This is a genomic window from Abyssisolibacter fermentans (assembly GCF_001559865.1).
Classification (GTDB): Bacteria; Bacillota; Clostridia; order Tissierellales; family MCWD3; genus Abyssisolibacter; species Abyssisolibacter fermentans.
Genome location: NZ_LOHE01000090.1, coordinates 107,430 through 132,176, shown reverse-complemented (window position 1 = coordinate 132,176; position 24,747 = coordinate 107,430). Strand labels below are relative to the sequence as shown.

Genomic DNA, 24,747 nt, shown 5'->3' with positions numbered 1-24,747 from the left:
ATAGATTTCTATTTTGATTAAATTATAGGAGGGTTTTTATGAGAAAATGGTTATTTACATCTGAGTCCGTTACAGAAGGACATCCTGACAAAATGTGTGATCAAATTTCAGACGCAATACTAGATACAATAATATCAAAGGATCCTAATTCTAGAGTAGCTTGTGAGACATCAGTAACAACAGGTTTGGTTTTAGTATCTGGAGAAATATCTACTAAATGTTATGTAGACATACCTAAAATAGTAAGACAAACTATAAAAGATATAGGGTATACAAGAGCAAAGTATGGATTTGATGGAGACACTTGTGCAGTATTGACATCTATTGATGAACAATCACCTGATATAGCTATGGGAGTAAATGAAGCATTTGAAAGTAAAAAGGGACAAATGGAAGATAAAATTAATTCGATAGGAGCTGGAGATCAAGGTATTATGTTTGGTTTTGCATGTAACGAAACTCCTGAATTAATGCCATTACCAATTTCTTTAGCACATAAATTAGCTAGAAGACTTACAGAGATTAGAAAAATCGGTAAACTAAACTATCTTCGTCCAGATGGTAAAACACAAGTAACAGTAGAATATCATGATGATAAGCCTGCTAGAGTGGATACAATAGTTATATCTACACAGCATTGCCCAGATGTTGAATTAGAAACTATAGAAAAAGACTTGATAGATTTGGTTATAAAAGAGATAGTACCAGCAGAATTATTAGATGAAAACACAAGATATCTAATAAATCCAACAGGTAGATTTGTAATTGGTGGACCTCAAGGAGATGCAGGTTTGACAGGTAGAAAGATCATAGTAGATACATATGGTGGCTACTCTCGTCATGGAGGAGGAGCTTTCTCAGGGAAAGATCCAACAAAAGTTGATAGATCAGCAGCATATGCAGCAAGATATGTAGCTAAAAATATTGTTGCAGCAGGTTTAGCAGATAAATGTGAAGTTCAGTTAGCTTATGCAATAGGTGTAGCTTATCCGGTATCAATATATGTAGATACCTTTGGAACAGGCAAAATAAAAGAAGAAAAGATAGAAGAGCTTATTAATGCTAATTTCGATTTAAGACCGGCAGCTATTATAAGAGACTTAGATTTAAAGAGAGGTATATACAGACAAACAGCAGCTTATGGACATTTTGGTAGAATAGATATAGATTTACCATGGGAAAAAACTGACAAAGCAGAGCTATTAAAAGAGCAAGCAAATATCTAAAAACAGTAACCAAAAACCAACATCATGAGTATAATGTAACAATCCATGTTTTTGTATAGTGTTTATTTCAAACTTCTAGTGGATTAGATAATGACTTTTTAAAGGAAGGTGATACATTGCTTATTTTGTTGGTTTCTGCTTTTATATATGTTTTTTTTGTATATGGAATAATACAATTCATCATGGAAATAGGATATAATTACTCCTATAAAAAGCACATCAAAGACAAAATATGTATATATGTAGAAGAACCTGAAACTTTAGAGTATATATTAAGAATGGTAAAAGATAAATTTTCGTATATATGTTTAATATTTGAAGAAAAAGACGTTCGCGCAGAGAAAATTGCAAAGAAGCTAGTAGCTGAAAACAGATTAGAAATAAAATATATTGATAAATAAACTGATGAAGTATTCGTCAGTTTATTTATTTATGCAGAGAATCCAAATCGGATTACAAGCTGAAACTAAAATTTGTGTATTTTTATGTGAGGTACTTACTCATGAATAGAGAATAGAATCTATGATTTTTTGTTAATTCGCTTATTCCTATGAGTGAAAATGAATAGTGAGTTTCATATTTGTAGAATACTATAGATAAATAACTTCTATATCAAAATGATTTGAAAACTGATTAAAAACATTATATTGAGCACAAAAGAGAAAAAAACTCTCTTATTTTAAAAAATGATAATTTTTAAGCTAAAAAACAAGTAAAAATAGTTGATGCTTGAGAAAATATCACATACAATATGAGTATAAAGGAGAGGATGGTATATGTTAATAAGATATTCTGTTGAAAATTTTAGATCATTTAAAACCTTAGAGACATTCAACATGGTACCGGGTAGTTCAAAACATTTCAATGAAAGGTTGTACAATAAAGATAATATAAAGCTATTACGTTTTTCGGCTATCTATGGAGCTAATGCAGCTGGTAAATCTAATCTAATCGCATCTATGAAATATGCTAAGGTTTTAATTATAGAAGGAATAGAAAGTTTGTCTGTTACCGACTATTATAGGTTAGACTCGTTATATAAGGAGAAAGAAACCAGATTCGAATTTGAAATAAAAATTGGCAATAAATTTTATGCATACGGAATATCATATCTTATATCAGGCAAAGAAATTAAAGGTGAATGGCTTTATGATATCACTGATAGTAAAAATGAAATAATGATGTTTGAAAGAGATGATAACAAGATAAAAACATCACTAAATATAAAAGATGCCCAAGAAAAAATTAGATTTAATGTGTACAAAAATGATGTTGAAGGATCAACATGTGACTTATTATTAAAAGAGATAGGTACAAAAAAATTAAGCTCTCATTCACAGCTTTATGTGATTAAAGAAATATATAATTGGTTTAAATTTAATTTAAGAATATTTAAGCCAGATGAACCAATAGGAAGCTTGGATTTTTTTAGTGATGATATAAAGAGAGACCAATTAGGTAAATTACTAAACGACTTAGATACGGGTATATTAGGCATATCTTTTATTAATGTTGAAGCTGATGAATTAGCTAGGAATTTACCAAAAAAAACGATTAATAAATTGATTTTAGATTTAAAAGAGGCAAAGATGCAAGAAAATAATAAATCAAAAAGTATAACTGTTAGAGTGTCTAATCAATATTATAAGATTATATTAAATGATGATAAAGTAGAAATAAAAAAATATGTTTTTGCTCATTCCAATGACAATATAGAAGCTTTATTTGATTTAATAGATGAATCTGATGGAACTCAAAGAATAATTGATTTGTTGAATTTAGTTTTAGCACCTGAAGAAGAAAATATATATATTATAGATGAGCTAGATAGGAGTTTACATCCTAATCTAGTAAAGAAATTTGTTGAGTTATTCTTAGAATTAGGTTCAAACAAAGACTCACAATTAATAGTATCAACACATGCTTCAGTACTTATGGATTTAAATTTGCTCAGAAGAGATGAATTATGGTTCGTAGAACGTGACAAAAACTGTATATCTAAATTGTTCTCACTTGAAGATTTCAAAGAAAGATATGATAGGAGAGTTGAAAAATCATACTTAGAAGGTAGATACGGTGCAGTACCGTTATTCGGGACATTTGACAGATTAAATTTGGAGGAGTAATCATGCCGAGACTAACAAAATTGCCAGTCACAGAAAGAACTTTAGAAGATAGAGAATTAAAGTCTATGAAAAAGAGATTCATTTTGTATTTTGAAGGGCAAAAGACAGAAGCATCATACTTTGAAGGGTTAGCCAAAAATAAAAAACATATAGGTGTTTCAAATTTAATAACTATAGAAGTGCTAAAACGCAGTCCTGATGACGGGTCTAGTTCTCCTAACCATTTGATAGAATATTATTTAGAATATATTAATGAAAGCTCAGATGAATTATATCTTGAAGATTTAGACGAATTATGGATGATATTTGATAAAGACAGATGGCCTGAGGCACATATAAGCTATGCTATAAATGGAGCGAAAGAAAATAATATTAATATTGGTTTTACTAATCCTTGCTTTGAGTTTTGGCTGTTGCTGCATTTTGATGAAATACATGAGATTGATAAAAAAAAGCTTTTGAAAAATAAAAGGGTTTCTAATAGACATTCTTATGCAAGCTTTGAATTATCTCAGATATTACAGAAACATGGTTATAGCGGTTTTGATAAAGCATCAGTTGAGTTTGAAGCTTATATTGATAGAATAGACAAAGCAATAAAGAATGAGACTTTTTATGCACAGACAATAGAAGATATAAATAACGAATTAGGGTCTAATATTAGCAAACTTATTTATAGAATGAAGACTGGTTAAATTTGAATAGTAGTTGAGTAAAATTTTAGATTGAAGTAATGAAACAATGTTTAGACTCATTAGCTAATTTATTATTTGGCGATTTGTTGTGAAGTATACAAGGTTTATAGAAACTTTCTTGCGCTTCGTTGAAACGGTGTGTTGCAATTACTACGTAATTGCTTCCGTTGTTATAAAATTTGAAAATATGATATAATAATTTTAACAATACGTATAATGATTATAGAACTTAGCTAAGAATCAATGGAAAAGAGCTTTTGGAGGGTGTGTTTTGGTAAGTTTACAGGGTACTGTTGAAGAAATAATATTTAAAAATGAAGCTAATGGCTATGCTGTGGCTGTTATAGAAACTGATGATGATATTGTCACTATAGTAGGTTGTATTCCTATTATTAATATTGGAGATACTCTAGAAGTTCAAGGACAGTGGGATTATCATTCAAAATTTGGACAACAGTTAAAAGTACAGTCTTATACAAAGGTAGTTCCATCTACCTTAAATGGGATAGAGAAATATTTATCTTCAGGTTTGATACCAGGTATTGGGCCCAAAATGGCTAAAAAAATAGTAGAAAAATTCGGAAAAGAATCGTTAGATATATTACAATATAATCCCAAAAAACTTACAGAAATACGAGGCATTGGTTCTAAAAAAGCTGAACAAATAGCAGAAGTATTTGCTGAGCAGAGAAACTTGAGAGATGTAATAATATTTTTACAAAAATATGAGATTAGTACTGGATATGCAGTTAAAATATATAAAAAATACGGTGATGAAGCTGTATCTGTAATTAAAGAAAATCCATACAGGCTTACTGAAACTATACACGGTATTGGCTTTAAATTAGCTGATAAGATTGCAATAAATATGGGTATTGACAGCAATTCAATATATAGAGTTTCAGCAGGGATTAAATATACCTTGATTAATTACTCTTCATCAGGGCATACATATGTTCCAAAGCAAGAATTAATAGATAAAACATTTCAACTACTGGGAGTTGATGAAGAGTTAATAGACGAAGCGCTTACTTCTTTAGCATTAAAACAAGAAATAAAGCTGGAGATGTCTGTAGATGATATCAAAGTATATTACATGCCTTTTTATACAGCTGAAGCAAATGTTAGTAAAAAACTAGTAGAGCTTTCAAGAGCAAAGGTTGAAGAGATAGATACAGATATAGAAAAAGAAATATCGGCAATGGAAGAAGAGGATAATTTTTATTTTGCACAAAAACAGAAAGAAGCAATTAAACAAGCACTGAAAAATGGTGTAATGGTTCTAACTGGTGGACCGGGTACTGGGAAAACTACAACAATAAATAGTATCATTAAAATTTTTGAGAAAAACAAAAAAACTATATCTTTAGGTGCACCAACAGGAAGAGCTGCTAAGCGTATGACAGAAGCATCAAACAGAGAAGCAAAGACAATACATAGATTACTGGAATATGGTTATATAGATGATGAAATTGCTATGTCATTTGCAAAAAATGATGAAGATCCATTAAAAAGCGATGTTATAATAATAGATGAAGTTTCAATGGTTGATATTTTATTGATGAACAATCTGTTAAAGGCAATAGTAGCTGGTACTAGATTGATCCTGGTAGGAGACGTAGATCAGCTACCTTCGGTAGGACCAGGTAATGTGTTAAGAGATATAATAAATAGTGATATAGTAAAAGTAGTTAAGCTTGATGAAATTTTTAGACAAGCAAGAGAGAGTATGATAGTAGTAAATGCTCATAGAATCAATAAAGGTGAAAAGCCTTATTTAAATGTAAAAGATAAAGATTTCTTTTTTATGTCAAGAGAAGCAAATAATCAAATAGTAGATACAGTTATTGAATTGTGTACCAAAAGATTACCAAAATACAATGGTTATGATGCTTTAAAAGATATACAGGTGCTTACTTCTATGAAAAAGGGAGATGTAGGAGTAAATGCTCTTAATTCAAAATTGCAAGCAGCGTTGAATGCCTACTCTAAGGATAAGCCTGAAAAGAAATATGGAGATATAATCTTTAGAGCTGGAGATAAAGTAATGCAGATAAAAAATAACTATAAAATAAAATGGAAAATCAATAATTATGGGAAAGTAGTTGAAGGTGAAGGGATATATAATGGTGATTTTGGGTACATAACTGATATTGATGAAGAGAAGAGTGTAATAACAATTTTGTTTGATGAAAACAAACAGGTTAAATATAAATTTGGTCAATTAGATGAACTAAAATTAGCATATGCAACAACAATACACAAAAGTCAGGGAAGTGAATTCCCAGTAGTAGTAATACCAATTAGCTGGGGACCACCAATGTTACTAACAAGGAATCTATTATATACAGCCATAACAAGAAGCAAAGAACTGGTTGTATTGGTAGGCATGAAAAGATACATGGACTTGATGATAGAAAATAATAGAATTACAAAGAGATATTCTGGTTTGAAAGATAGGTTGAAAATGTTTTTCGATATGTTTATGAATGATAATATATCGGAATAGATAATATTATGGAGTAATACAATGATTATAAAATTTATAAAAGATTTTTATAATACAATTTTAGAGCTGATTTTTCCAGAGGATAATTTATGTTTACTTTGCAATAAACATTCAGAAGAGGTAGACAACCATATTTGTAAGGATTGTTTGGAGAAATTAGTATTTGTATCGAATAAGAGATGTGAAATATGTGGACGACCTTTAAAGCCCAGCTATATACCTGACTTGTGTCATGATTGTATTAATAAACAGAAATTATTTATAAAAAACATGTCTCCATTAATATATGAAGATTATACTAGAGAATGCATACATAATTTCAAGTATAAAAAAAGGGCATATATGTATAAAGCCTTAGGTTCAATTATGGTAAAATATTTATATGAAAATACAGATATAAAATTTGATTTAATATTACCCGTTCCACTTAATAAAAAGAGAATGTTGGAAAGGGGTTTTAATCAAGCGGAGCTTCTTAGTAAATACATTTCAAAATACATTAATGTACCTCATGATGCAAAAACTCTATTAAGAATTAAAGATACACAAAAACAAAACAAATTAAAAAGAGCTGATAGAATTAATAACATGAAAAATGCTTTTAGTATTAAAAACAATAATCATATTAAAAATAAAGTAATATTATTAGTTGACGATATATATACAACAGGCACGACTATCAATGAGTGTTGTAAAGTATTATTAAAAAGTGGTGCAAAGAAAGTTTATGTACTAACGTTAGCAATAGGACATAATGAATATAATTAAAATAGTCGCAGCCTAAAGGTTTATAAATTTTATATAAAAAATTAAAGGATTTAAATATATTGACATAGAAATTACTAAATAAATTGAATGGAATCCATTAAGATAAGCCGAATGAGGAAAGGAGAGGTTATATGGACGTTCGTAATTGTAAAAAATGTGGGAAGATATATAAATATGATGGATTTAGTATGTGTTTAAAATGCAGACAGGAAGAAGAAGAAGAATTTAAAAAAGTAAGAGAATACATATATGATAATCCATCAGCGACAATACCAATAATATCAGAAGATACTGGAGTTAATACTAAAAAAATATTAAGATATCTTAGAGAAGGAAGATTAGCGATAAAGAATAATAACAATAATTTAATCTTAGCATGTGAAAGATGTGGAGTTGCTATAAATACGGGCAGATTCTGTGAAAAATGTGCTGTAGAGATACAGAATGAGTTAAATAGTTCAATTAAGCAGAAAAAAACAACTAAAAAAGGCAATAAGAGTTCTCAAGAAAAAATGTATGTAACTAGACGTTTGAAATAAAAGCAAAATCCTTGATTATATATTTTTTTTAATTTAGATTTTACCTTTTATATAACGAAAATTATATTATAGAGAAGTATATTATTTCCTATAGATAAAAAACAAAAATGTTAATTATATAATAAAAAAACTAAAGTGCACCCTTATCTATGACGATATTAATTATAGAGTATATTGTCAAGATGGGGTGTTTTTAATGAAAATATTTAATTCGCATATTCAAAAAGCTTATAAAATATATTCAAAGAATGATTATAACAAGAGTATTAGCAAGGTATCTAAGACTAATAAAAAAGATGAAATACAGTTGTCTTCTAAAGCATTAGAATTTCAATATGCATTGAAAGCTTTTAAAGAAGTTCCTGAGATAAGAGAGGAAAAAGTCAAAGAAATCCAAGACAGAATAAAAAACGGTACGTACGAGGTAGATGTTCGAAAAATAGTAGATAATATATTTTCATAGGTGGTGAAAACAGTGCAAGCTTTACTAAGTGAGTTAAAAAAAATTCTTAACCAAGAGTACGCAGTTTATGAAGAATTATTAAAATTGACAGAAAATAAAACACAAGTAATAATAGAAGGTAAAATTAAAGAATTAGACGAAATAACAAAATTAGAAGAAAACCAAATACTCAAGATTGCAAACTTAGAGCAGATAAGAGAAGATATTGCTATGAAATTGAGGAATAGTCTTGGACTTAGTATAGACAGTAATATAACTAACATAATAGACAAATTGAGCAAGCAAGACAAAGAAGATTTGGAAGTGATTAAAAGAAAGATAGTCAGTGTTTTAGATAAGATTAAAGAAAAGAATGATTTAAATAATACCTTGATAGGAGATGCGTTAGAGTATATCAATTTAAATATAAACCTCTTAACAAATACTAAGCAAGGAAATGTTTATAATAAAAAGGATAATAATTTTGTACAGCAAAATAAGAGTCTTTTTGATGTAAAGGCATAGTTGGGAGGTTAATGATGTTATGGCAAATATAATAGGAACATTATCTACAGCTATATCAGGCTTATATGCAAACAACAAAGCACTAGAAACAACAGCACATAATATAGCTAACGTAAACAATCCATATTATGTTAGGCAACAGGTTATACAAACTACATCTTCATATAAAACTTTATCAAATAGCAACTTTCAAATAGGAACTGGCGTTGATGTTCAAGAAATTAGACAAATACGTAATGAATTCTTGGATTTAAAATACAGAGAACATTCAGGGGCTTTGGGTTTTTATAATTCAAGAAATGAAGTATTAGAGCAGGTTCAAGGTATAATGAATGAGATGTCAGATGAAGGTCTTCAAAAAGTTATGGATCAGTTTTGGAATAGTTGGGACGAGTTATCAAAAGACCCATCAAATCTAACTATTAGAGGCTTGATAAAAGAAAGAGCAGAAGCTCTTATAGATACAGTTAATCATTATTCTGACCATTTAGATGATTTACAGGTTAATCTCAATAATACTATAAAGAATAAAGTAGAAGAAGTTAATGATATAGCTCATAGAATAGCTGAAATCAATGAAAAAATAAAGAAATACGAATCAAATTTTGTCACAGCAAATGATTATAGAGACGAAAGAAACAGACTACTAGATAGATTATCAGAGCTTGTAGACATGGATTGTTATGAGACAGAATCTGGAGCTGTAAATGTAAGGATATGTGACAGACATATAGTAATGGCTGGCAATGTGAATGATCTCAAGTTAAAAACAAATGGCAGCTCATTTTTTGATATCTACTGGTCTGATGATGATACAATGGTTGATATTCAAAATGGAGAAATTGCAGGTGTTTTAGGTTCAAGAGGAAATGTAGCTAAAACAATAATTGAAAAAAGTAACGGTACAGTAAAACAAAAAGTAGATGTGGTCATAGCAGTAGATTTAACAACTACAGATATGACAAAGGTAAATGACATAATAAATACATACGAAGAAGATATGAAAAAACGTGGACTAGAGCCAGTGTTTAAATTTGTAACATTTGGTGATGCGCCGGCCAAAGAGATAACCACAGATTTTCAAACAGATATAACAGCTAACTTTACTACACAACCAGAAGATGCAGAAAATTTCAATGAGGTTGTGAACTTAGTAAAAGGCATGACTTATTCGGATAATTCACTAAAAGAGCTGGTAGTAATAAGTGATGAAAGTATTGGTGGAGATGGTAATGTTATAGATTTAGCTGATGCTCAATCATATATAAGTGATTTAAAAGCTTTAGGTATTTCCACAAATGTAGTTTCAAAAGAAAAATATAGAAAATTAGGAGATACTGGAGAAGTTGGTTGGGAATATATAACTGACAAAACAGGAGGCAGTTTTATAGATATAGATAAATCAGCAGCTGGAGAGCTAGGTGTAGAACTTTCTGAATTATCAACAAGCAATCTAAGTGTTATGATGGGTAATGTAGAGTCTTTTGATGAAATAATACCTTCTATAAAACAGAAGCTAAATACTTTTGTAAATACACTCGCAAGAAATATTAACTATATTCACAAGCAAGGATTTACACTTGATGGTAATCCCGGAGAAGATTTTTTTGTTGCAGCTGATTCTAGTTTGCCTATACAAGCAGGAAATATAAAATTAAATCCAAATTTATCAGAATTAAATAATATAGTAGCAGGCGACACAGCGCTAGAACTTGGGAATGGTAAAATAGCTGCTCAGATTAACAATCTTAGAGATGCATATATATTTGGAAGTCTAAATTCAGATGATTATTTTAGAGATATAATATCTGATATTGGAGTAACAGCAAGTACTACAAAAAGCTTTTTAGAAAGCAAAACAATGTTAAGAAATGAAGTAGATAGTAAAAGACAAGCAATATCTTCAGTTTCACTAGATGAAGAAATGACAGATATGCTTAAATTTCAACATTCATATGCAGCTAATTCAAGAGTAGTAAATGCTGTAGATGAGATGCTTGATAGAATTGTAAACGGATTGGGAGTAGTTGGTAGATAAAATAGATATATAAGAAATGGAGTGTTATTATGTCCGGATGGATAGGTTTTAGTACAGCAGTATCAGGATTATTGACAAGTCAAAAAAGTCTTTATATAACAAATCACAATATAGCTAATGTGGATTCAGAAGGTTATTCAAGACAAAAAGGTGTTCAACATGCTCTTTCACCACACTATTTAGCAGGTACAGGTTTATTAGGTGGAGGAACCACAATAGATAGTATAAGGAGAGTAAGAGATGACTTTGTAGATTTTAAATACTGGACAGAGCAGGGTAATCATGGACAGTGGGAGATGAAGCAAAAGAGCTTAAATGATATAGAAAATATTTTTAATGAGCCATCTGATAATAGCTTAAATAAAAATCTTGACGAATTATATACAGCATTAGAAAAATTGAGTACAAATCCAAGTGATTCAGCAAGCAGAAATCTAGTTAAAGAAAGGTCTATAGCTCTAACAAAACATTTAAACGAAACTGCTGGTAAGCTATATAATTCTCAAAAAGAATTAAATTTTTCAATTATGACTAAAATAAAACAAGTAAATGATTATGCAGGGCAAATTAGTAATTTAAATAAAGAAATAAACTTTCTAGAAATGGACGGATCAATAGCAAATGACTTGAGAGACAAAAGAGATTTAGTAGTTGATCAGTTGTCAAAACTGGTAAATGTCAATGCAAAAGAAATTGATGGCAAATATACAGTAACTATCAAAGGTGTTACACTAATAGAACATGATATGGTTAGTAAAATCAAGTACCCTCCTGCATTAATGGATAATCCTTGGAACCCAAAAGAAAAATTAGTAAAAGTCGAGTGGGAGAGTAGTGGAGAAGCAGTTAATTTAGAATCAGGTGAAATCAAATCTCTATTAGAGCTTAGAGATGGCGATGGAGAAGGAAATAGTTATAGAGGAGTTCCTTTTTACATAAAAAGATTAAACCAGTATGCACAAAAAATGGTACAGCGTTTCAATGAAATTCATTATCAAGGTAAGGGACTAGAAGGAGAAAGCGATATTTTCTTTTTTACAATAGATAATAAAACTTCAAATGAGTTTTATAGTGGAATGGATTATTCAGATGCTGCAAAAGTAGCTGATATGAATCAGTATATAAAGGATAATGTTAGAGCAGATAACATAAGCTTATCAATGGATATTCAAGCCGATTTAAATAATATTTGTGCAGGTTCAAAGGATAGTGATGGCGTAGAGGATAAAGAAACTATACTAAAACTGATAGAAACCAGAGATGATAAACATTTCTTTGATAGTAATGATGCACCAAAGGGTAAACCAGAAGACTTCATTCAATCTATTATATCTACATTATCAGTAGACAGTCAGCAGGCTATCAGGATGGAAGAAAATCAATCAACCATTTTGAAAAGCATAGTGAAAAGAAGACAATCCATATCAGGAGTATCAATGGATGAAGAAACATCAAACTTGATTAGATACCAACATTCATATACAGCTTCAGCGAAAATAATAACAACAATAGATAAAATTTATGATATCACAATAAACAGACTTGGTTTAGTTGGGAGATAGATGAAGTAAAGGGGAGAGATATTGTGAGAATTACAAATAATATGTTAGTTATGAACTTGATGAATAATTTAAATACTAATTTAAGTAGAATGGATAAAACACAACAGAATCTTTCATCAGGTAAGAAGTTTCAACTACCTTCAGATGATCCTATTGGAGTATCAAAAAGCTTAAAATATCATACGGATTTATCAAGAATAGCTCAATATAAAAGGAATTTAAATGATAGTATATCGTGGTTACAAGTAACAGAAGATTCTCTTACTCAGGTTGGAGAGATTATGAAAAGAACAAAAGAATTGACAGTACAAGCTCTAAATGGAACAAATTCACCATCAGATAAGCAAAAAATATCTGAAGAAATTGGTCAACTAAAAGAACAATTAATAAAGGTTTCAAATGCAACATATGCAGGAAGAAGTATTTTTACAGGTTATAAAACAGATACAGATCTATTAGATAAAGATGGATATTATAAATTGACTAACTATAAAAATGGCTCAATAGGTGCAGGAGTAACAGACATGTCGGAGCTTAGCAATGATGAGGTTAGTATATACAACATAGGTGTTTCAGATCAAATAAAAGTTAACACAGTAGGAATTAGGTTATTTGGAAAATATGATGGTTCTTCATTGGATACACCCAGTTATACAGATGATGTTAAAGGATATAAAATAGACAAAACCAACAATATATCAGAGAAAGATGCAACTACAGACAAAAGTTACTTAATAGCATTATTTGATGATATTAAAGCTACTATGGATGCAGATGACCATGATGGATTAGATAAAGATTTAGGAAGACTTGATGCTATAAACGAAAATGTTTTATCACTAAGAGCAGAAATTGGAGCAAAATGTAACAGATTAGAAATGACGCAAAGCAGAATGGATGATGAAGAGTTAATATTTACAAAACTGATGTCAGACAATGAAGATATAGATATGGCAGAAACTATCATGAATTCTAAGATGCAAGAAAGTGTTTACAATGCTTCACTAGCTGTAGGGACTAAGATAATACAGCCAACATTAGTTGATTTTCTAAGGTAGGTGTAAAAAATGAAGCTTAGTATAAACTCAACTAATGCGTTAATAGGTATAAATACAACAAAATCTCAAATGCAAATTCGCCAGCCAAAAGGTAAATTAAGTATACAACACACAGATACATCATTTGAAGTCACTAGTGAAAAACCCAGAATAATAATAGATCAATATCAATGCTTTGCAGAATCAGGGCTAAAAAATAATATAGATTTATCAAAAGATAATTCACAATATTCAAAACAAAAAGCAATAGAAGGTATAAGAAGGCGAGTAGAAGACGGTAATAGATTAGCTAATATAAAAAAAGGTATGCCTAATGCAATTACAGAACTAGCTACAAAAAACTGTCATGGACCTAAAAAAGAATTCAACATGATAACTATGCCTAGAAGCAGACCTAAAATTGATGTGACAGGTTATATAAATATTAAGTGGAATATGGGTACTACTGATATAAACTGTGAGAGAAAAGAACCGATAGTAAATTTAAATAGAGGTAAAGTAGATATCTATATTAGACAAAAAAATAATATAGAGATAAGATTTATTGACGAAAAAAAATAATTGATTAGAAAGCAGGTGTTTTCTTGGAGATTCAAACTAAATTTTTTGGTAAAATTGATATTAAAGAAGAAGATATAATAGCTTTTCCAAAAGGGCTATTAGGATTTGAAGACAAAACAAAATATGTGATAATAAATGCAGCAGAAGAAGAAATACCCTTTCAATATCTTCAATCAGTGGAAGATGCAAATCTTTCATTTACAATAATGAATCCTTTTATATTTAAAAAAGACTATGAATTTGACATACCAAAGGCTGTACAGGAGCTATTACAAATAAAAAGAGTTAATGACGTAGTAATATATAGTATAATAGTTGTACCAAAGGATGTTAACAAAATGACAGCAAATTTAGCAGCACCTGTTATAATAAATACCATGACTAAGCTTGCCAAGCAAATGATTATAGAAAGTAGCGATTATCCAGTGAAATTTTCTATCTTAAAAGCTCTAAAAGAACAAAACAGGGGGCAAAACAATGCTGATATTGTCTAGAAAAAAAGAACAGAGCATTATGATAAATAAACAAATAGAAGTTATAGTAATGGATATTGTTGATGGCAAGGTTAAATTGGGTATCAAAGCACCCAAAGAAATAGAAATATACAGAAAAGAAATATATGAGGATATAAAAGACGCTAATAAGGCAGCTGCTAAGAATAATAAAGGGAATATGAAGACACTAAAAGAATTTTTTGAAAGAAACAGCAAAAATATTTAAAAATATATTAAAGTTTATAATAAACAATCCGATATAATATATGAAAGAAAAAATACCTTGGCCAAGGTATAAAATAAATTTGGCATGGATGCCAATGAATAAAATTCAAGGAGGAATAAAAATGAGAATTAATCACAATCTTATGGCAATGAATACACATCGTCAGTTGGGTGTTGCTAACTCAATGGGTTCAAAATCAATGGAGAAATTATCTTCAGGTTCTAGAATTAATAGAGCTGGTGATGATGCAGCTGGTTTAGCAATCTCAGAAAAAATGAGAGGACAAATTAGAGGTCTTAACCAAGCTTCAAGAAACTCTCAAGATGGTATTTCTTTAATTCAAACGGCTGAAGGTGCTTTGAATGAGACTCAAGCGATTATGCAAAGAATGAGAGAATTATCAATACAATCTTCAAATGATACAAATACTACAGAAGATAGGACGAATATCCAAGATGAAGTAAATCAATTGGGAGAAGAAATTCAACGTATTGCTGAACAAACAGAGTTTAATACGAAGAAACTTTTAAATGGCGATATGGGCTCAGCAGTAAGTGCTGCGACAACACATGTATTAACTGGATCATTAGAATCAACAATGGCAGATGCTACAACATTAGATAGTTTAGTAGATGCCAATGGTAATAATTTACAGCTAGCTAATGGGGATGTTTTTACAGCTACTTGGTCTGTAAATGGAACTGAAAAGAGTGCAACTTATACTATTACTGATATCACTTCTGAGACTTTAAGTACTTTAACAGACGAAATAGCAGGAGATGCATCTGTTGCATCAGTAGCAACGGCAGGTGGTCAAATGGTAATTACATCTGCAGCTGCCGGAACAGCTGCACAGATTAATGGACTTTCCATTGAAATAGAGAGTTCTGCAGGCATAAGAAAAGAAGCTGCATCTAATGCTTTATCAAACATTAGTACTACAACAGAAGCTAAAGATAAGCGTGCTGATGGAAGTGCTGACTTCCAAATTGGATCAAATCAAGGTCAAACATTAAATCTTTCAATTAGCGATATGAGAGCTGATACTTTAGGCGTTAGAACTCTTCAAGTAGGAACAAAATCTCAAGCAGGAACTGCTGTTAAAGTATTAGATCAAGCAATTCAAAAAGTATCTGCTGAAAGAGCTAAGTTAGGTGCTAGCCAAAATAGATTAGAGCACACAATCAAAAACTTAGATACATCATCAGAAAATCTACAAGCAGCAGAATCAAGAATCAGAGACGTAGATATGGCAAAAGAAATGATGAACTTCACTAAGAATAATATTTTACAACAAGCTGCTCAAGCTATGCTTGCTCAAGCTAACCAAGCTCCTCAAGGAGTACTTCAGTTATTAAGATAAGCTGAGAATTCATAAAGAAGTATAGTCTAGAATAATCAATAAAAACTGAAAAAAGTATACAAAAAGAGACTTTGGAATAACCAGAGTCTCTTTTTTCTAATACATAGGAAAGTATAGACCTTTTAGTTTCGTCGAATATCATCTCTATCGTTGATTAGTAAAATATATACATCAAAAAATATTAATAAATTAAATAAACACTCAAGGTTCTAAGCATCTAGACCGATATATAAATATATAGTTAATTTATGGAGGGATTTTTATGAGAATTACAGGTGCTTTAGAGTCAAACAGTATTGAAAAAGTACAAAGTGTATTAGATGAAGATATAAAGGTTAATATTCCATCAAGTTCAATATCTAGTAAAGCTAACCCTGAAAATAAAACTATAGAAGAATCAGTAGAAGAACAAGACATAATACAAGCAATAGAACAAGCAAATAAAAGTGTAATAGTATATGATAGGAGATTGGAGTTTTCTATACACGAGAAGACAAAGCAGATAATGGTGAAAGTTATAGATACTGTCAAGAATGAGGTTATAAGAGAGATTCCGGCGGAAAAAACACTTGATATGGTAGCCAAGTTGCTAGAAGTTGCAGGTATATTAGTTGATGAAAAGATATAAATAGAATATAATAGAGAAGAGGTGTTTGTATGAATTCTAGTCTTAGAATAGGCGGACTTGCTTCAGGCATTGATACTGATCAAATCGTAAAAGATTTGATGAAAGCTGAAAGTAAAAAATTAGATACTTATAAACAAGATAAGATATTAAATGAGTGGAGGCTAGAGCAATACAATGAGTACAATAAAAAACTTGCCAGCTTTATATTAGAGACAAGAAAAGAATTTGGTATTGACTCATATTCTTCAACAGGAGTATTAAATAGAAATAGCATTAGTAGCTTTGATTGGGTAAAATCTGCAACATCATCTGATGAAGATTGCGCAGAAGTATCCACTACAGCAGAAGCAGTGACAGGTACTTATAACGTTCATGTGGAAAAATTAGCAACTAATTTTGCAGTTGCTAGTACTGGTGACTTGGCAAATGAATACGGCATGTTGAGAAACCAATTTAATTTAGCTGATACAGATGTTATAGAGTTTACTATAGAAAGTGGAGATGGTGTTTCACATACTTTTAAATATAGTGGTGATGACTTAAGCAACCTCACTATAAGAGATATAGCAAGTCACATTAACTCATATAGAGATGAAAACGGTAAAGATTTGGGAGTAAAAGCTGTGTACGATGAAAGCATAAATCGATTCTTCTTTCAAACAAAGGAAACCGGTGCACAGGAAAGCTTTAAAATTACAAAAGGTGTAGATTCAACTGTAAACTTTTTAGCTGGAACAGATAACAAGCTTAATTTAGCATTAAATTATGATGATGTAAATAGTGGTGAAGATGGAGAAATAAATTTTGCTGGTGCAAATAATATTAAAATAGGCAGTAACAACGTCAAAATAAACGGCATAGATATGAATTTAAAAGCTGAAAATGTAGACTTTACTGTAGAAGTAAAAACTGATATAGATAAAGTTTATGATAAAATAAAGGGTTTTGTAGATAAATACAATGCATTAGTAGAAGATTTTGCTGGAAAGCTTGGAGAAAAAAGATATAAAGATTTTGCACCTTTAACTGAAGAGCAAAAAGCTGCAATGTCAGATGATGAAAAGAAAATGTGGAATGAAAAAGCTCAGAGTGGTTTATTACGTAATGACGAATTGTTTTCTAGATGCTTTACTAATGTAAGAAGTGGATTATATCAAGAGGTTGAAGGTTCTACAAATGGGATATCATTTTTATTTGACATAGGGATAACTACAGAAAGGTACAATAGCGAAAATGTAGCAGGTAAACTGGAAATAAATGATGACAAGTTAAAAAATGCTATTAAGGATAATGTTGATGGTGTTTTAGAGGTATTGTTTAAACAGCCTGATCCTTTAGAAACTGATGAGATTAAACGTAAACAGAGTGGTATTATTACTAGGATGTATAGTGATTTTACTGAAGGAATGAAAGAAGTAATCGACAAAGCCGGTCCCGGTGGCAATAATGATATGTTTAGAAAGGTAGAAATAAACATATTAATAGATTTTGTAACAGAGCACCAAAATATAGCTGATATAGAAAAAAACATACAGGAAATTGACGATGAAATATTTGATATGGAAAAATATTTACAAAACAAAGAAGATAGCTATTGGCAAAAATTCACAGCTATGGAGAAAGCATTGCAGAATATGCAATCACAAAGCGATTGGTTAATGCAGCAAATAGGTGGCTAACAAATAGAAGAAAAGGATGGTATTATGGTATTAAATAATGCTTATGCTAAATATCAAAAAAACTCAGTTATGACAGCTAGTCCTGAAGAACTTACACTTATGCTTTATAATGGAGCAATTAAGTTTATGAAGCAAGCAAAGATATTTTTGCAGCAAAAGGATATAGAGAATGCACATAATGCTAATATTAAAGCACAGAATATAATAAATGAGCTTAGTGCTACATTAAACATGAAATATGAGGTATCACAAGGTTTAAAGGATTTGTATGATTTTATATTGAGATGTTTAATAGATTCAAATATGAAAAAAGATGATACAGTAATAGAAGATGCAATAACTATAGTGGAAGAAATGAGAGATACTTGGCAGGAGGCTATGAATATAGCTAAAAAGAAACAAAAGAGATAGGGGATTATATGTCTGAAAAAATAATGAATGAAATGAACTTAATACTAGAAGAAAAATTAAAGCTATTGAATAATATTTTTAAATATACAAAAAGGCAAGAGGAAGTAGTAACAAATGATAATGTTGTAGATATTGAGACATTCATTAAATTAAAGCAAATTGAAATTAATAAAATTGATAAATTAGACATACAGTTCTATAACTTATTCAATGAATTAAAACAAAAAGAAAACATATTAAAATTAGAGAATTTAGAAGTCAAAAAATATCCACAGGCTAAAAAGCTAAAAAGCTTAACTACTGAAATTTTTAATTTGCTTAAACAAATACAAGTCTTAGAGCAGAAAAATTCTGTAGCATTAAAATCAACCCTAGAAAATGTAAAGAGTGAGTTAAGGAACATAAATGCAGGTAAAAAGATGGTATCAGGATATAATACATATAAAAATGTGTATAATAACAGTTCTGTTATAATTGATCAAAAGAAATAAAATTAGTAGATAAATTTATATTACATGAGGATATGAAGAGTTTTCATTTGAATTTTTAAAATGAAGACTCTTTTTATATTCTTTTAAAGTAAATGTATTCTTTTTAACATTTTAAGTTTAAGTGAGCACATTATAGCATACTATATCTTGTGTAGCAGTAATAACGGAGTACTATTAGAGTTATAAATATAAATGTCTGAAAAATTATTTAATAGTATTGATATTTTGTACTTAAATATAAACATGATATTCACAAGGTTTTCCACAAAAGAAACTTGTACTTTTTTCAGTTTTCCACAGAGTTATTAACATTATCCACAGAAACATGCATTAATTATCAACAAGTATAGTGAATAAATTGTGTGTAAAAACATATTAATATTTATGCATTTCGTGATATTTAAACATTTTTAATAAATCATGTAACATTTATTGTTTTGCATTTTTTCTTTATGGCTATTGTATTTTACACAATGACAAGAAATATATTTATTACTTAATTATGTTAGTGCATTATTATAATATTAGATAAAATCTTAAAAAAATATAAAGATATAAGTTTTATAGAGTAATGTAAATATTCATATTTGTGGATAACTTTGAAATTTATTTTGAGATATAAAAAAAATAATCTTGAAATCTAATATTTTAAATGAGATTAGATAAAAATAAATATATATAAAAGAAAAAGATACATGAATCTAACTAAAATAATGTCTATAGTTTAGTATAAACATTATAAAAAAATGAATTGTTTTAACATAAATATTGTGGGTAATATAATAAAATAATAGTAGTAAAAAATATTAAAGTAACAAGTATTTTTACAGTAATTCGTTTAATAAAATTTTTAAAATTAGAAGGTAAAAGTGTATTATTTGTAGAAATAATTAATATAAGTTAATAAACACTAAAAAGAAGGAGCTGAAGTTTATGAAAACAATAATTAGTGGTAAAACTATAGTTATAACAGATGCTTTGAAAAATACGGTTGAGAAGAAGTTGAGTAAGTTAGACAAATATTTTCTTGATGATGTAGAGGCTACAGCTACTTTAAGTGTTGAAAAGAATCGTCAGATAATTGAAGTAACAATTCCTCTAGCTAAAGGAATAATTAGAGCAGAAGAAGAAACTGATGATATGTATACATCATTAGACAGGGTTGTTGATGTATTAGAGAGACAGATTAGAAAGCACAAAACAAAGCTTCAAAAGATGGTTCATAATGGAGAAACAATAAGATTTGAAAACATACCAAATGGAATTATAGAAAAAGAAGCAAAAATTGTAAGAACAAAGAAATTTGCAATGAAGCCAATGTATGAAGAAGAAGCAGTACTCCAAATGGAGTTATTAAGACACGCATTCTTCGTATTCATGAATGCAAAGACAGACGAAGTAAATGTAGTGTACAAACGTAAAGATGGAAACTATGGATTAATAGAACCGATATTCTAAGTAAAGAATTATTTATTGATTAATCTAAGTTAATCTTTTTATCGGAAACTCAGACAAAGTCTGAGTTTTCTTTTAGAATACAAAACTTAAAACAATCAATAACATACCATCTAGAAGCCTAAATTCACATTAAAACCAAACCAAAACAATTAATAATTTGCAAAAATTATTAGTCACTTATTAAACTAATTAACAATAAATAACATGAAAACTAATCATAAAAAATAACTTCTTGCACGATAACTATTAAATTTAATTTAAAATATATAATTCATTACATATTTATGATAAAATTGTATATGGTACATATTAAGATTGAATAATACAATACTGATTATTCATATAACTTGGATGAATGTTGTATCTATCATTTATGAATAATCTTTGTATAAATAAGCTATGATATTTTAAATAAAATACACATAAGGAGTGGTAAATGTGATTTTAATTTTTTTCATATTATCAATAATAACAGCATTACTTAGAAATGGTAAAATTAAAAGACTTTCATATTTAAAATTTAGAAGTATATGGTTGTTCATATTAGCTATGGTTATACAGCTTTCTATTGTTGTTTTTGGAGCAACAGGCAGCTATTATATTTTGAAGTATATTAAAGAATTATATATAGGTTCATACGTTTTATTATTTATAGGTTTAATTATAAATATCAAGTACAAGCCAATAATAATAATAATGTTAGGTGGATTAATGAATGTTTTTTGCTTTATGGCTAATGATGGTAAAATGCCTATATCAATAGAGGGTTTAAAATTAGCGGGATTTGATAATTTGATTCGATTAATTCAAAATGGTAAAATAGCTCTTTATACTCCATTAAATGGGGCTACAAATTATGGACAATTCGCTCAATTGATAACTGTTCAAAAACCTTTTCCTTTACCACAAATATTGAGTATTGGAGACATTATTATATATATTGGGATATTTGTACTAGTTCAAGTTGTTATGTTAAACAGTGATATGGATAGATTAATTAGTAGAAAACCTAGATATTAATTGCAGTAAGTCAATGGTGTAAGTGGTGTCATGTAAAATATTGACCCTTTCCTTGTGCCAAATGTATAATAGTGATAAAATATTATGATAAAGAGTAGAATTATAGATGATGGATATAGATAAATGATTAGGAATAATAAATATTTCAGATAAAGGAATAAGGAGTGAGTAAATTATATGAAGAAGTTATTCGAGAAAGTCTTCGGTACATTCAGTGATAGAGAGATAAAACGACTAAATCCAATAATAAATCAAATAGAAGAATTAGATGAAGACATGCAGTCATTAAGTGATGATGCTTTAAAAAATAAAACAAATGAGTTTAAAGATAGATTTAAAAATGGTGAAACATTAGATGATATTTTGCCAGAAGCATTTGCTGTTGTAAGAGAAACAGCAGATAGAGTTTTAGGAATTAAGCATTATAGAGTACAGCTTATAGGTGGTGTAGTATTACATGAGGGTAATATTGCTGAGATGAGAACCGGTGAAGGAAAAACGTTGGTTGCTACGCTTCCCGTATATCTAAATGCACTTACAGGTAAGGGTGTTCATGTAATTACTGTAAATGACTATCTTGCACAGAGAGATAAAGAATGGATGGGAAAAGTTTATGAATTCCTTGGATTATCTGTTGGGTGTATAACTCATGGTCTTGATACCAAGCAAAGAAGAGAAGCTTATAACTGTGATGTAACCTTTGGTACAAATAATGAATTTGGGTTTGATTATTTAAGAGATAATATGGTTATATATAAAAATGAAATGGTTCAAAGAGAATTAAACTATACTATAATTGATGAGGTTGATAGTATTCTTATAGATGAAGCCAGAACTCCATTGATTATTTCTGGAGCAGGTCAGAAATCTACTCAACTATATTTCGTAGCTAACTCTTTTGTACAAACTATAAAAGGTAGGAAGATTGATCCGAATGAGAAGACCTTTGATAAATTTAGCACTGAATACGTAGAAGAAAAAGCAGATTTTACAATTGATGAAAAAGCTAAAACAGCTATACTAAGTGAAAAAGGAGTAGCAAAGGCTGAGAAGTTCTTTGGTATAGAAAACTTGGCAGATTCAGCAAATATGGAAATATCACATCATATAAACCAAGCATTGAAAGCACATAATTTAATGTTTAAGGACAAAGATTATGTAGTAAAAGATGGCGAAGTTGTTATTGTAGATGATTTTACTGGTAGACTTATGTTTGGTAGGAGATATAGCGATGGGTTACATCAAGCTATAGAGGCTAAAGAAGGCCTTGACGTAAGACGTGAATCAAAAACTTTAGCAACAATAACATTTCAGAATTATTTTAGAATGTATGACAAATTAGCAGGTATGACAGGTACAGCTAAAACTGAGGAAGAAGAATTTAGACATATATATAATATGTATGTTGTTGAAATACCGACAAATAGACCTGTTATAAGAGAAGATTCAACTGATGTTATCTACAAAGATGAGGAAGCTAAATTTAGAGCAGTAATAGATGAGATAAAAGAAAAAAATGAAAAAGGTCAGCCTGTTTTAGTAGGTACAATATCAATAGAAAACTCTGAAAAATTAAGTAAGATGCTTAAAAAATCAGGAATTACACATGAAGTGTTAAATGCCAAACACCATGAGAGAGAAGCAGAGATAGTAGCACAAGCAGGTAAATATAAGGCTGTAACTATAGCTACTAATATGGCAGGTCGTGGTACTGATATAGCATTAGGTGGTAATCCTGAATTTACAGCTAAGGCTCAGATGAGAAAAAAAGGTTACAATGAGCATATGTTATCTCTTGCAGACAGTCATTTTAATACTACTGATCCAGAGATAATAGAGGCAAGAGAGACTTTTAATAAAATACTAGAAAAATCAAAGCTTGATATAAAACAAGAGCATGACAAAGTTGTAGAAGCTGGCGGGCTTCATATAATAGGAACTGAAAGACATGAATCAAGGCGTATAGATAATCAGCTTAGAGGACGTTCTGGTCGTCAAGGAGACCCGGGTTCATCAAGATTCTATATTTCTTTGGAAGATGAATTGATGAGATTGTTTGGTAGTGAAAGAATAAAAAGTATAGTAGATAGCTTAGGAATGCCAGATGATGAGCCATTAGAACATAAACTACTAACAAAATCTATAGAAAGTGCTCAAACTAAGGTAGAGTCAAGAAACTTTGGAATAAGAAAACATGTTTTGCAGTATGATGATGTTATGAACAAGCAAAGAGAAGTAATATATGCAGAAAGAAAGAAAGTTTTAGAGGGAGAAAATCTAAAAGACCATATAGCTAATATGGTAAGTGAATTAATAAGTGATGCTGTTGGTATATATACTTCGTCATCAAAATATCCTGAAGAATGGGATTTAAAAAGCTTGGAAAGCTTCTTAGCTAAGATTTTCCTCCCACAAGGTTCGCTTGAATTTGATAATGTAGAAGATTTAACCATAGAATCTTTAAATGAACACATAAAAAATATAGCTAAAGATGTATATGATAAAAAAGAGGAAGAAATAACATCTGAAAGAATGAGAGATGTTGAAAGAATTATATTACTAAAAGTAGTTGACAGCAAATGGATGGATCATATAGATGCTATGGATCAGTTAAGGCAAGGAATTGGTCTTAGAGCAATGGGTAATGTTGATCCAGTCTTAGCATATAAAAACGAAGGATTTGACATGTTCCAAGATATGATTAAATCAATACAAGAAGATACAATCAAACACTTATTTAATATATCTTTAGAACAAAACGTACAGAGAGAAAGAGTAGCACAAGTTACTGGTACTAGTCATGGAGCTGGTAATAATAAACCTAAAACAGTGGTTAAAGGTAAAAAAATAGGAAGAAATGATCCATGTCCATGTGGAAGTGGTAAAAAATACAAAAAATGTTGCGGTAAAGACATTTAAATAAAGGAG

Annotated in this window: 23 protein-coding genes; all 23 read left to right on the top strand. The window is 29.6% G+C overall.

Annotated elements, in window-relative coordinates; genetic code table 11:
- Positions 1 to 38: 38 nt before the first annotated feature.
- The 23 genes from metK to secA all read left to right on the top strand — a co-directional run bounded on the left by metK (position 39) and on the right by secA (position 24,738).
- Complete coding sequence (gene metK / locus AYC61_RS17735; RefSeq protein ID WP_066505949.1) at positions 39 to 1,226, top strand: methionine adenosyltransferase; 1,188 nt, start codon at positions 39 to 41, stop codon at positions 1,224 to 1,226.
- 116 nt (positions 1,227 to 1,342) lie between these two features.
- Entirely contained in the window at positions 1,343 to 1,627 is a 285-nt protein-coding gene (locus AYC61_RS17730) for a hypothetical protein (RefSeq protein WP_066505947.1), read from the top strand.
- Positions 1,628 to 2,002: 375 nt separating this feature from the next.
- Positions 2,003 to 3,352: an AAA family ATPase gene (locus tag AYC61_RS17725; protein WP_066505945.1), complete on the top strand. Its 1,350-nt coding sequence runs from the start codon at positions 2,003 to 2,005 to the stop codon at positions 3,350 to 3,352.
- A 2-nt stretch (positions 3,353 to 3,354) separates the two neighbouring features.
- Positions 3,355 to 4,047: an RloB family protein gene (locus AYC61_RS17720; protein WP_066505937.1), complete on the top strand. Its 693-nt coding sequence runs from the start codon at positions 3,355 to 3,357 to the stop codon at positions 4,045 to 4,047.
- A gap of 271 nt (positions 4,048 to 4,318) precedes the next feature.
- Complete coding sequence (recD2, locus tag AYC61_RS17715) at positions 4,319 to 6,556, top strand: SF1B family DNA helicase RecD2 (RefSeq protein WP_066505935.1); 2,238 nt, start codon at positions 4,319 to 4,321, stop codon at positions 6,554 to 6,556.
- Between the two features lie 21 nt (positions 6,557 to 6,577).
- On the top strand, positions 6,578 to 7,324 hold the full coding sequence (locus tag AYC61_RS17710) for a ComF family protein (protein WP_066505933.1): 747 nt from the start codon (positions 6,578 to 6,580) through the stop codon (positions 7,322 to 7,324).
- Positions 7,325 to 7,455: 131 nt separating this feature from the next.
- Positions 7,456 to 7,863, top strand: coding sequence for a TIGR03826 family flagellar region protein (locus AYC61_RS17705; RefSeq protein ID WP_066505932.1), 408 nt, complete (start codon positions 7,456 to 7,458; stop codon positions 7,861 to 7,863).
- A gap of 196 nt (positions 7,864 to 8,059) precedes the next feature.
- Positions 8,060 to 8,326 carry a flagellar biosynthesis anti-sigma factor FlgM gene (flgM, locus tag AYC61_RS17700; RefSeq protein ID WP_066505930.1) on the top strand — a complete coding sequence of 89 codons (267 nt, stop codon included), beginning with the start codon at positions 8,060 to 8,062 and terminating at the stop codon, positions 8,324 to 8,326.
- A 12-nt stretch (positions 8,327 to 8,338) separates the two neighbouring features.
- A complete protein-coding gene (locus AYC61_RS17695; protein ID WP_066505928.1) occupies positions 8,339 to 8,830 on the top strand; it encodes a flagellar protein FlgN in 492 nt (163 codons plus the stop codon).
- A 19-nt stretch (positions 8,831 to 8,849) separates the two neighbouring features.
- Positions 8,850 to 10,868: a flagellar hook-associated protein FlgK gene (gene flgK, locus AYC61_RS17690; protein ID WP_066505926.1), complete on the top strand. Its 2,019-nt coding sequence runs from the start codon at positions 8,850 to 8,852 to the stop codon at positions 10,866 to 10,868.
- A gap of 29 nt (positions 10,869 to 10,897) precedes the next feature.
- Positions 10,898 to 12,430: a flagellar hook-associated protein FlgK gene (gene flgK, locus AYC61_RS17685; protein ID WP_066505923.1), complete on the top strand. Its 1,533-nt coding sequence runs from the start codon at positions 10,898 to 10,900 to the stop codon at positions 12,428 to 12,430.
- A 23-nt stretch (positions 12,431 to 12,453) separates the two neighbouring features.
- Positions 12,454 to 13,488, top strand: coding sequence for a flagellar hook-associated protein FlgL (flgL, locus tag AYC61_RS17680; protein ID WP_066505916.1), 1,035 nt, complete (start codon positions 12,454 to 12,456; stop codon positions 13,486 to 13,488).
- 9 nt (positions 13,489 to 13,497) lie between these two features.
- Positions 13,498 to 14,049, top strand: a complete 552-nt coding sequence (locus AYC61_RS17675) for a DUF6470 family protein (protein WP_066505906.1) — start codon at positions 13,498 to 13,500, stop codon at positions 14,047 to 14,049.
- Positions 14,050 to 14,072: 23 nt separating this feature from the next.
- A complete protein-coding gene (fliW, locus tag AYC61_RS17670; protein WP_066505904.1) occupies positions 14,073 to 14,543 on the top strand; it encodes a flagellar assembly protein FliW in 471 nt (156 codons plus the stop codon).
- Positions 14,527 to 14,769, top strand: a complete 243-nt coding sequence (csrA, locus tag AYC61_RS17665) for a carbon storage regulator CsrA (RefSeq protein ID WP_066505902.1) — start codon at positions 14,527 to 14,529, stop codon at positions 14,767 to 14,769. Before fliW ends, csrA begins: the two co-directional genes overlap by 17 nt.
- A gap of 121 nt (positions 14,770 to 14,890) precedes the next feature.
- On the top strand, positions 14,891 to 16,132 hold the full coding sequence (locus AYC61_RS17660) for a flagellin N-terminal helical domain-containing protein (RefSeq protein WP_066505900.1): 1,242 nt from the start codon (positions 14,891 to 14,893) through the stop codon (positions 16,130 to 16,132).
- A 262-nt stretch (positions 16,133 to 16,394) separates the two neighbouring features.
- On the top strand, positions 16,395 to 16,760 hold the full coding sequence (locus AYC61_RS17655) for a flagellar protein FlaG (protein WP_066505893.1): 366 nt from the start codon (positions 16,395 to 16,397) through the stop codon (positions 16,758 to 16,760).
- Between the two features lie 29 nt (positions 16,761 to 16,789).
- Complete coding sequence (gene fliD / locus AYC61_RS17650) at positions 16,790 to 18,439, top strand: flagellar filament capping protein FliD (protein WP_066505890.1); 1,650 nt, start codon at positions 16,790 to 16,792, stop codon at positions 18,437 to 18,439.
- A gap of 24 nt (positions 18,440 to 18,463) precedes the next feature.
- On the top strand, positions 18,464 to 18,850 hold the full coding sequence (gene fliS, locus AYC61_RS17645) for a flagellar export chaperone FliS (RefSeq protein ID WP_066505888.1): 387 nt from the start codon (positions 18,464 to 18,466) through the stop codon (positions 18,848 to 18,850).
- Between the two features lie 8 nt (positions 18,851 to 18,858).
- The gene (gene flgN, locus AYC61_RS17640; protein ID WP_066505885.1) at positions 18,859 to 19,341 is read left to right on the top strand and encodes a flagellar export chaperone FlgN; all 483 of its coding nucleotides are present in this window, start codon (positions 18,859 to 18,861) and stop codon (positions 19,339 to 19,341) included.
- Positions 19,342 to 20,274: 933 nt separating this feature from the next.
- Positions 20,275 to 20,799, top strand: coding sequence for a ribosome hibernation-promoting factor, HPF/YfiA family (gene hpf / locus AYC61_RS17635; RefSeq protein ID WP_066505873.1), 525 nt, complete (start codon positions 20,275 to 20,277; stop codon positions 20,797 to 20,799).
- Positions 20,800 to 21,237: 438 nt separating this feature from the next.
- On the top strand, positions 21,238 to 21,819 hold the full coding sequence (locus AYC61_RS17630; protein WP_066505870.1) for a DUF5317 family protein: 582 nt from the start codon (positions 21,238 to 21,240) through the stop codon (positions 21,817 to 21,819).
- A gap of 177 nt (positions 21,820 to 21,996) precedes the next feature.
- Positions 21,997 to 24,738 carry a preprotein translocase subunit SecA gene (gene secA, locus AYC61_RS17625; RefSeq protein WP_066505866.1) on the top strand — a complete coding sequence of 914 codons (2,742 nt, stop codon included), beginning with the start codon at positions 21,997 to 21,999 and terminating at the stop codon, positions 24,736 to 24,738.
- Positions 24,739 to 24,747: the final 9 nt, after the last annotated feature.